General features: G+C 66.3%; 6 protein-coding genes. 5 read left to right on the top strand and 1 reads right to left on the bottom strand.

Annotated elements, in window-relative coordinates:
* Positions 1-543: LysR family transcriptional regulator (locus JYJ84_RS24160; protein WP_205189554.1), on the bottom strand; the 543-nt coding region annotated here is incomplete at its 3' end.
* A gap of 243 nt (positions 544-786) precedes the next feature.
* On the opposite strand from JYJ84_RS24160, the gene betC reads away from it, so the two are divergent.
* The 5 genes from betC to JYJ84_RS24135 all read left to right on the top strand — a co-directional run.
* Positions 787-2,322 (top strand): choline-sulfatase, encoded by a 1,536-nt coding sequence (gene betC / locus JYJ84_RS24155; RefSeq protein WP_175223177.1) that lies wholly within the window; start codon positions 787-789, stop codon positions 2,320-2,322.
* A gap of 45 nt (positions 2,323-2,367) precedes the next feature.
* The gene (gene choX / locus JYJ84_RS24150; RefSeq protein WP_175223176.1) at positions 2,368-3,333 is read left to right on the top strand and encodes a choline ABC transporter substrate-binding protein; all 966 of its coding nucleotides are present in this window, start codon (positions 2,368-2,370) and stop codon (positions 3,331-3,333) included.
* A 260-nt stretch (positions 3,334-3,593) separates the two neighbouring features.
* Positions 3,594-4,733 carry a porin gene (locus JYJ84_RS24145; RefSeq protein ID WP_122947835.1) on the top strand — a complete coding sequence of 380 codons (1,140 nt, stop codon included), beginning with the start codon at positions 3,594-3,596 and terminating at the stop codon, positions 4,731-4,733.
* A gap of 387 nt (positions 4,734-5,120) precedes the next feature.
* Positions 5,121-6,557, top strand: a complete 1,437-nt coding sequence (gene cysS, locus JYJ84_RS24140) for a cysteine--tRNA ligase (RefSeq protein WP_175223175.1) — start codon at positions 5,121-5,123, stop codon at positions 6,555-6,557.
* Between the two features lie 227 nt (positions 6,558-6,784).
* Positions 6,785-7,088, top strand: a 304-nt coding sequence (locus JYJ84_RS24135) for an MFS transporter (protein WP_205189553.1), incomplete at its 3' end; no start/stop codon positions are given.

The following is a 7,088-nucleotide window of genomic DNA, read 5'->3' as shown; positions in this document are numbered from 1 at the left end:
GAACGCGGGCGAGCACACGGGCGTGACCGATTCCGGAAAGAGGCGGGCGGCCGTGCAGGACGGCCAGTGGCCGTCACCGAACAGGATCGCGATATCGCCGTGGTCGCGCTGCGCGTCGTAATCCTGTGACGTGACGACACGCACGTCGACGTCCGGCATCACGCGCTTCAGCCCGGCCAGGCGCGGCATCAGCCAGTAGGTCGCGAAGCCGAAGTCGGTGACGATCGTGAGCGCGCCGTGCTCGCGGCGCGCACGCAGGGTCGCGGTCGCGCCGCGCAGCGTGTCGAGGCTCAGCCGCACGGCTTCGTACAGGCACTGGCCGTCGGCCGTCAGCGTGACGCCGCGCGGGCTGCGCTCGAACAGCGGCACGCCCAGTTCGGCCTCGAGCTGGAACACCTGCTGGCTCACGGCCGGCTGGGTGGAGCCGAGCTCGCGCGCGGCGGCCGTGAAGCTCGCGAGCCGCGCGGCCGATTCGAACGCGCGCAGCGCCTGCATCGACGGTAACGGTTCGGATTTCGACATAAGTCTCTCTAATGGCCCCATAAGGGCCGGACGCCTACCCGCGCGAATTCGGGCGGGTGATAGTGCATCGGACGGTACGGCACGCGCGCTTCGCATCCCGCGTCACACCCCGCTTCACGGCCGCCGCACAAGGCATTCCGCGATTCTAGCCAGTCGCGGGCCGTACGTGCGGCACTTTCTTCGTGCTGCTTCCGTCATGCCGGACGTCTCGCTGCGCGAGCGGCGCGCCGTTCCATTCGAACACCGTTTTCCCCACGAAAGCCGATGACGAACCCGACACCCAACATCCTGATCCTGATGGCCGACCAGCTCACGCCGTTCGCGCTGCCGGCCTACGGCAATCGCGTCGCGCGCACGCCGACGCTGGACCGTCTCGCCGCGCAAGGCGTCGTATTCGATGCCGCGTATTGCGCGAGCCCGCTGTGCGCGCCGTCGCGTTTCTCGCTGCTGACCGGCAAGCTGCCGTCGGGGATCGGCGCCTACGATAACGCCGCCGAATTGCCGGCGCAAACGCTGACGTTCGCGCACTACCTGCGCGCGGGCGGCTATCGGACGATGCTGTCCGGCAAGATGCATTTCTGCGGGCCCGACCAGCTGCACGGCTTCGAGGAGCGGCTCACGACCGACATCTATCCGGCCGATTTCGGCTGGGTGCCGGACTGGGACAGTCCGACCGAGCGGCCGAGCTGGTATCACAACATGAGTTCGGTGCTGGAGGCCGGCCCGTGCGTGCGCACGAACCAGCTCGATTTCGACGACGAAGTCACGTTCGCCGCGAAGCAGAAGCTGTACGACGTCGCGCGCGAGCGCGCGGCCGGGCACGATGCGCGGCCGTTCTGCATGGTCGTGTCGCTGACTCATCCGCACGACCCGTATGCGATCACGCGCGACTACTGGGATCTCTATCGCGACGACGAGATCGACCTGCCGGCCGTGCGCCTGGACGCGGCGGAAAGCGACCCGCATTCGCAACGGCTGCGCTTCGTCTGCGAGAACGACCGCACGCCGCCTACCGACGCGCAGATCCGCGCCGCGCGCCGCGCCTACTACGGCGCGACGTCCTACGTCGACACGCAGTTCGGCAGCGTGCTGGCCGCGCTCGAACAGTGCGGATTCGCCGACGACACGATCGTGATCGTCACGTCCGACCACGGCGACATGCTCGGCGAACGCGGGCTCTGGTACAAGATGACGTTCTTCGAAGGCGGCTGCCGCGTGCCGCTGATCGTCCATGCGCCGGGCCGCTTCGATGCCGCGCGCGTGCGCGGGCCCGTGTCGCACGTCGACCTGCTGCCGACACTCGTCGACCTGGCTGGCGCCGCGCCGGCCGGCGGCTGGCCCGACCCGGTCGACGGCGCGAGTCTCGTGCCGCACCTGCACGGCACGCCCGCGCACGACGTCGCGCTCGGCGAATACCTCGCGGAAGGCGCGGTCGCACCGGTCGTGATGATCCGCAGCGGCGACTGGAAGTACGTGCATTGCCCGGCCGATCCCGACCAGCTCTACAACCTCTCCGACGACCCGCGCGAGCTGACGAACCTCGCCGGCATGCCGGAGGCTGCCGACGTGCTCGCCGCGTTCCGCGCGCAAGCCGCACAGCGCTGGAACCTGCCCGAACTGGACCGGCAGGTGCGCGCGAGCCAGCGGCGCCGGCGCTTCCATTACGCGGCGACGACGCAGGGCCGCATCCACGCGTGGGACTGGCAGCCGTTCACCGACGCGAGCCAGCGCTACATGCGCAATCACATCGAACTCGACACGCTCGAGGCGATGGCACGTTTTCCGCGCGTCGGGCGCTGAGCGTCCCGCATCGCGATCACTGACGAACGACGGAGGAAGCGGACGATGGAACGGCAATGCAATGCAGCAATCCGGATCGGTGCGGCGCTCGCCGCGGCCGCGTGCCTGATGACGACGCAGGCCGCGCATGCGGCCGACCCGCAGACATGCGGCGACGTGAAGATGGCGGCGCCCGGCTGGACCGACATCGATGCGACGAACGCGATGGCGGGCGTCGTGCTGAAGGCGCTCGGCTATCGGCAGGACGTGGCGAACCTGTCGGTGCCGATCACGTACCAGGGGCTCAAGAAAGGGCAGGTCGACGTGTTCCTCGGCAACTGGATGCCCGCGCAGGCGCCGCTCGTGAAGCCGTTCGTCGACGAGAAATCGATCGACGTGCTGCACGCGAACCTGAGCGGCGCGAAGTTCACGCTCGCGGTGCCCGACTACGTGGCGGCCGCCGGCGTGCATACGTTCGCCGATCTCGCGCGCTACGCGGACCGCTTCGGCGGCAAGATCTACGGGATCGAGCCCGGCGCGCCCGCGAACCAGAACATCAAGCGGCTGCTGTCCGACCATGCGCTCGGCCCGGCGAACTGGTCGCTCGTCGAATCGAGCGAGACGGGCATGCTCACGCAGGTCGAGCGCGCGGTGCGCGACAAGCGCTGGATCGTATTTCTCGCGTGGGAACCGCATCTGATGAACACGAAGTTCCACCTGACCTACCTGTCGGGCGGCGATGCGTATTTCGGCCCGAACTACGGCGGTGCGACGGTCAATACGGTCACGCGCGCCGGGTTCGCCGGCCAGTGCGCGAACCTCGCGCGGCTGTTCCGGCAGATGACATTTTCCGTCGACGTCGAAAACCGGATGATCGCCGACATGCTCGACCACAAGACGTCGCCCGCGCTCGCGGCGCAGCATGCGCTGAAGGCCGACCCGGCGCTGGTCACCGGCTGGCTGGACGGTGTGACGACGGCAGCGGGCGCACCGGGCCTGCCAGCGGTGCGCGCGGCCCTCGACGGGCGCTGATTTCCTCCCTCCGGGCGGCCGGTTTTTACCGTGCCGCCTGTCTACGTGTTTTCCCGACCGGGTCGCATCGTGACCATTTGGTGTCGCCTTCAGACGGGTGACGTGAAATATGGGTTTGTATTTTTCGCCAATGGCTGCGTTATTGCGGAAAACGAAATTCCGAAGCCATCAGGCGTACCGAATTCGAATCCACCGGCGCATTGCGGCGCGCGCCGGAACGAGGTTCTTTCCATCGAACGGTTCAGGGAGGGTGGTCGATAATGAAGCATACGAAAGTTGCCGTAGCCGCCGCGCTTGCATGCGCGGCCTGTGTACCCGCCATCGGGCATGCGCAGAGCAGTGTGACGCTGTACGGGATTCTCGACGCGGGCATCACGTACGTGAACAACACGGGCGGCTCGCACGTGGTCAAGTTCGACGACGGCGTCGCGTACGGGAACCGTTTCGGCCTCAAGGGCACGGAAGATCTCGGTGGCGGCCTGAAGGCCGTGTTCACCCTCGAGAGCGGCTTCCGCCTCGGCAACGGGCAACTCGGCTTCGGTGGCGCCGAATTCGGCCGGCAGGCTTATGTCGGTCTGCAGAACGACTGGGGCACGCTGTCGTTCGGTAACCAGCTCGACATCACGAACGAACTCGTATCGATCTACAACATCTCCGCCTGGGGCAGCGGCTACGCGATCCACCAGGGCGACTTCGACCGCTTCAACGGCGACCGCCTGCCGAACTCGGTGAAGTTCCTGTCGAACGACCTCAGCGGCTTCAAGTTCGGCGCGATGTACTCGTTCGGCAACGTCGCGGGCAACTTCCACCGCAACAGCGCATGGAGCGCGGGCGCGAGCTTCACGAAGGGTGATTTCTCGATCGGCGCTGCGTACACGCGCCTGAACAACCCGAACGGCATCTATGCGTTCGACCCGTACGCGATGATCGGCACGCATACGTTCCTCGGCCAGCAGACCGTCACCGTCGATCCGGCGACCGGCGCACGCACCGACTTGTTTGCGAACACGCCGATGGATGTCGACAGCCAGGGCACCTTCGGCATCGGCACGAGCTACACGATCGGCAAGCTGACGCTCGACGGCAACTTCTCGTACACGACGATCAAGGGCTTCGGCCAGTCGTCGCACATGCAGGTCTATGAAGGCGGTGGCTCGTACCAGTTCACGCCGGCATTGAGCCTGATCGCCGGCTACCAGCACACGCGCTTCGAAGGTCATCACTGGAACCAGGGCACGGCGGGCCTGCACTACATGCTGTCGAAGCGCACGGACGTGTACCTCTCCGGCGATTACCTGCGCGCGTCGCAAGGCGTGGATGCGGTGGTCGGCTACAGCTTCACGCCGTCGACGACGCAGACGCAGGCCGACGTGCGGATCGGGATGCGGCATTCGTTCTGAGCAAGGTGGTGTGGGGCAGCGACGTCTTCAGCGAGAGGTCTCTCTTTAGCGCGAACCGAGGTTCGCGCTTTTTTTTTGACGGGGGTGAGCGGGCTTGAAATGCGTCCGGCCAGTGCCGGCCGCCCGGCTACCCTCCCGGGATCGTCACCGGGAATGGCCGCCCGACGGTATTGACCATTGCCGTCTATAGGCGCTAGCATCGTCCACATGCTGAATCGCGCCATTTCCCCCTCCTCGTTCATCCGCGCATGTTGTCAGAACATGCCAGGGGGAAGTTGCGTCTAGCGAACTCGCTAAACATTCAAGCAATCGCCTTCCGGCCGCCTGTGATGCAAAACAGGCGGCCTTTTTGTTTTTGGGCCTACACCTTCGGGATGGAGAAACTCGATGTCGCTTGCGCTGTATGACACCTGGTCGCGTAACGTGCGCCCGTTCACGCCAATCCGGGCCGGACAGGTCGGCATGTATTGCTGCGGCCCCACGGTCTACGACGATGCCCACATCGGGAACCTGAGAACCTACGTGTTCGAGGATCTTCTCCGCCGCGTGCTGGAGCGCAACGGCTACGAGGTCCGGCACGTCGTCAATATCACCGACGTCGGCCACCTGACCTCGGATGCGGACGAAGGCGAGGACAAGATGGAGAAGGGCAGCCGTCGAACCGGCGAATCGGCGTGGGTCATCGCGCGGCGCTACACCGAGGCGTTCGTCCGGGACTGGCGCGCGCTCAACCTGCTCGAGCCGACGGTCTGGTGCCGCGCCACCGATCACATCGCCGAACAGATCGCGTTCATCGAAACGCTTGACCGGGCCGGCTACGTCTACCGGACGGACGATGGCCTCTACTTCGACACCAGCCGGCAGGATGACTACGGTTATCTCGCGCGGCTGGACCGCGCGGGGTTGCAGGCGGGCAAGCGGGTGGCGCTGGGCGAGAAGCGGAGCATCACGGATTTTGCGTTGTGGAAGTTCAGCCCGGCCGACGTCAAGCGGCAAATGGAATGGGACAGCCCGTGGGGCCGCGGTTTCCCGGGCTGGCATATCGAATGCTCGGCGATGTCGGCGAAGTATCTCGGGACGTTGTTCGATATCCATTGCGGCGGCGAGGATCACATCGCCGTGCATCACAGCAACGAGATCGCGCAGACGCGGGCGGCCCACGGCACGCAGCTCGCGAATTACTGGATGCACGGGCACTTTCTGACGCTCAATGCCGATGCCGATGCCGATGCCGATGCCGACGCGAAGATGTCGAAGTCGAGTGGCGATTTCGTCCGTCTGCAGACCTTGCAGAGCCGGGGTGTCGATCCGCTCGCGTACCGTTACCTGTGCCTGACCGCCCATTATCGAAGCAAGCTGCGTTTCTCGTGGGCGTCGCTCGATGCGGCACACACCGCGCTGAACCGACTTCGGCATGTCTATGCCGGCTGGCCGGACGGCGGGCGTGTCGATGCGGATTTCGCTGCGCGATTCGACGCCGAAGTGAACGAGGATCTGAATCTGCCCAGGGCGCTCGCGGTGCTGTGGGATCTGGTCAGGAGCAATCTGCCGCCTGCGACCCTGAAAGCGACCGTGGACAGCTTCGACGCCGTGCTTGGCCTCGGTTTGCGCGAATGGAGGCCGGTTGCGTTCGATATTCCGGAACACGTCCGCGTGTTGCTCGATGATCGTGAGCGCGCGAGGGCGGACAAGGACTGGGCGCAAGCCGACCGGATCCGGGCCGCGTTGAGCGCCGAGGGCTGGAGAGTCGAGGACACGCCGGAAGGCCAGCGTCTGTTCTGCATCGCCGCGGGCTCGAACGATACGGGTGACTCGTCGCGGTGAAGCGCGCGGGCCGCCTGTATCGGACGATCCTTTAACCCAGCCACCGCCCGGCGGCCGCGACCAGCGCGGCCGCCGGAGTCGTCGGCACCCACGTCCACGGTCCGTTTTCCGCGCTTGGCATATCATCGCGATTTGGCCGCGCCCGCACCGTTGTCGCGCGCACGCACCGGCGTGTGCAGTCGCTCCCCGAACGGTACCGGTGCGCAGCGCCGACCGCCGAGACCTCGATGACCGACTCCGTGCCCGACCCCAGTCCTTTATCCCCGTTACCCGCCAACCTGTTCCGCCATGCCCCGTTCCAGCGCTTCTGGGGCACGCGCGTCATGTCTTCCCTGGCTTTCCAGATCCTGTCGGTTGCCATTGGCTGGTACGTCTACGCACTCACGCACAGCGCGTTCGCGCTCGGTCTCGTCGGCCTCGCGCAGTTCGTGCCGATGTTCGCGCTGACGCTCGTGGTCGGGCAGGTGGCCGACCGCTACGATCGCCGGCGCATCGCGACGATCTGCCAGGGCGTCGAGGCGCTGGCCGCCG

Origin of the sequence: Burkholderia sp. LMG 13014, assembly GCF_905232215.1 — a bacterium.
Classification (GTDB): Bacteria; Pseudomonadota; Gammaproteobacteria; order Burkholderiales; family Burkholderiaceae; genus Burkholderia.
The sequence above is the reverse complement of the archived record's forward strand: the minus strand, read 5'-3'. Positions and strand labels throughout refer to the sequence as shown.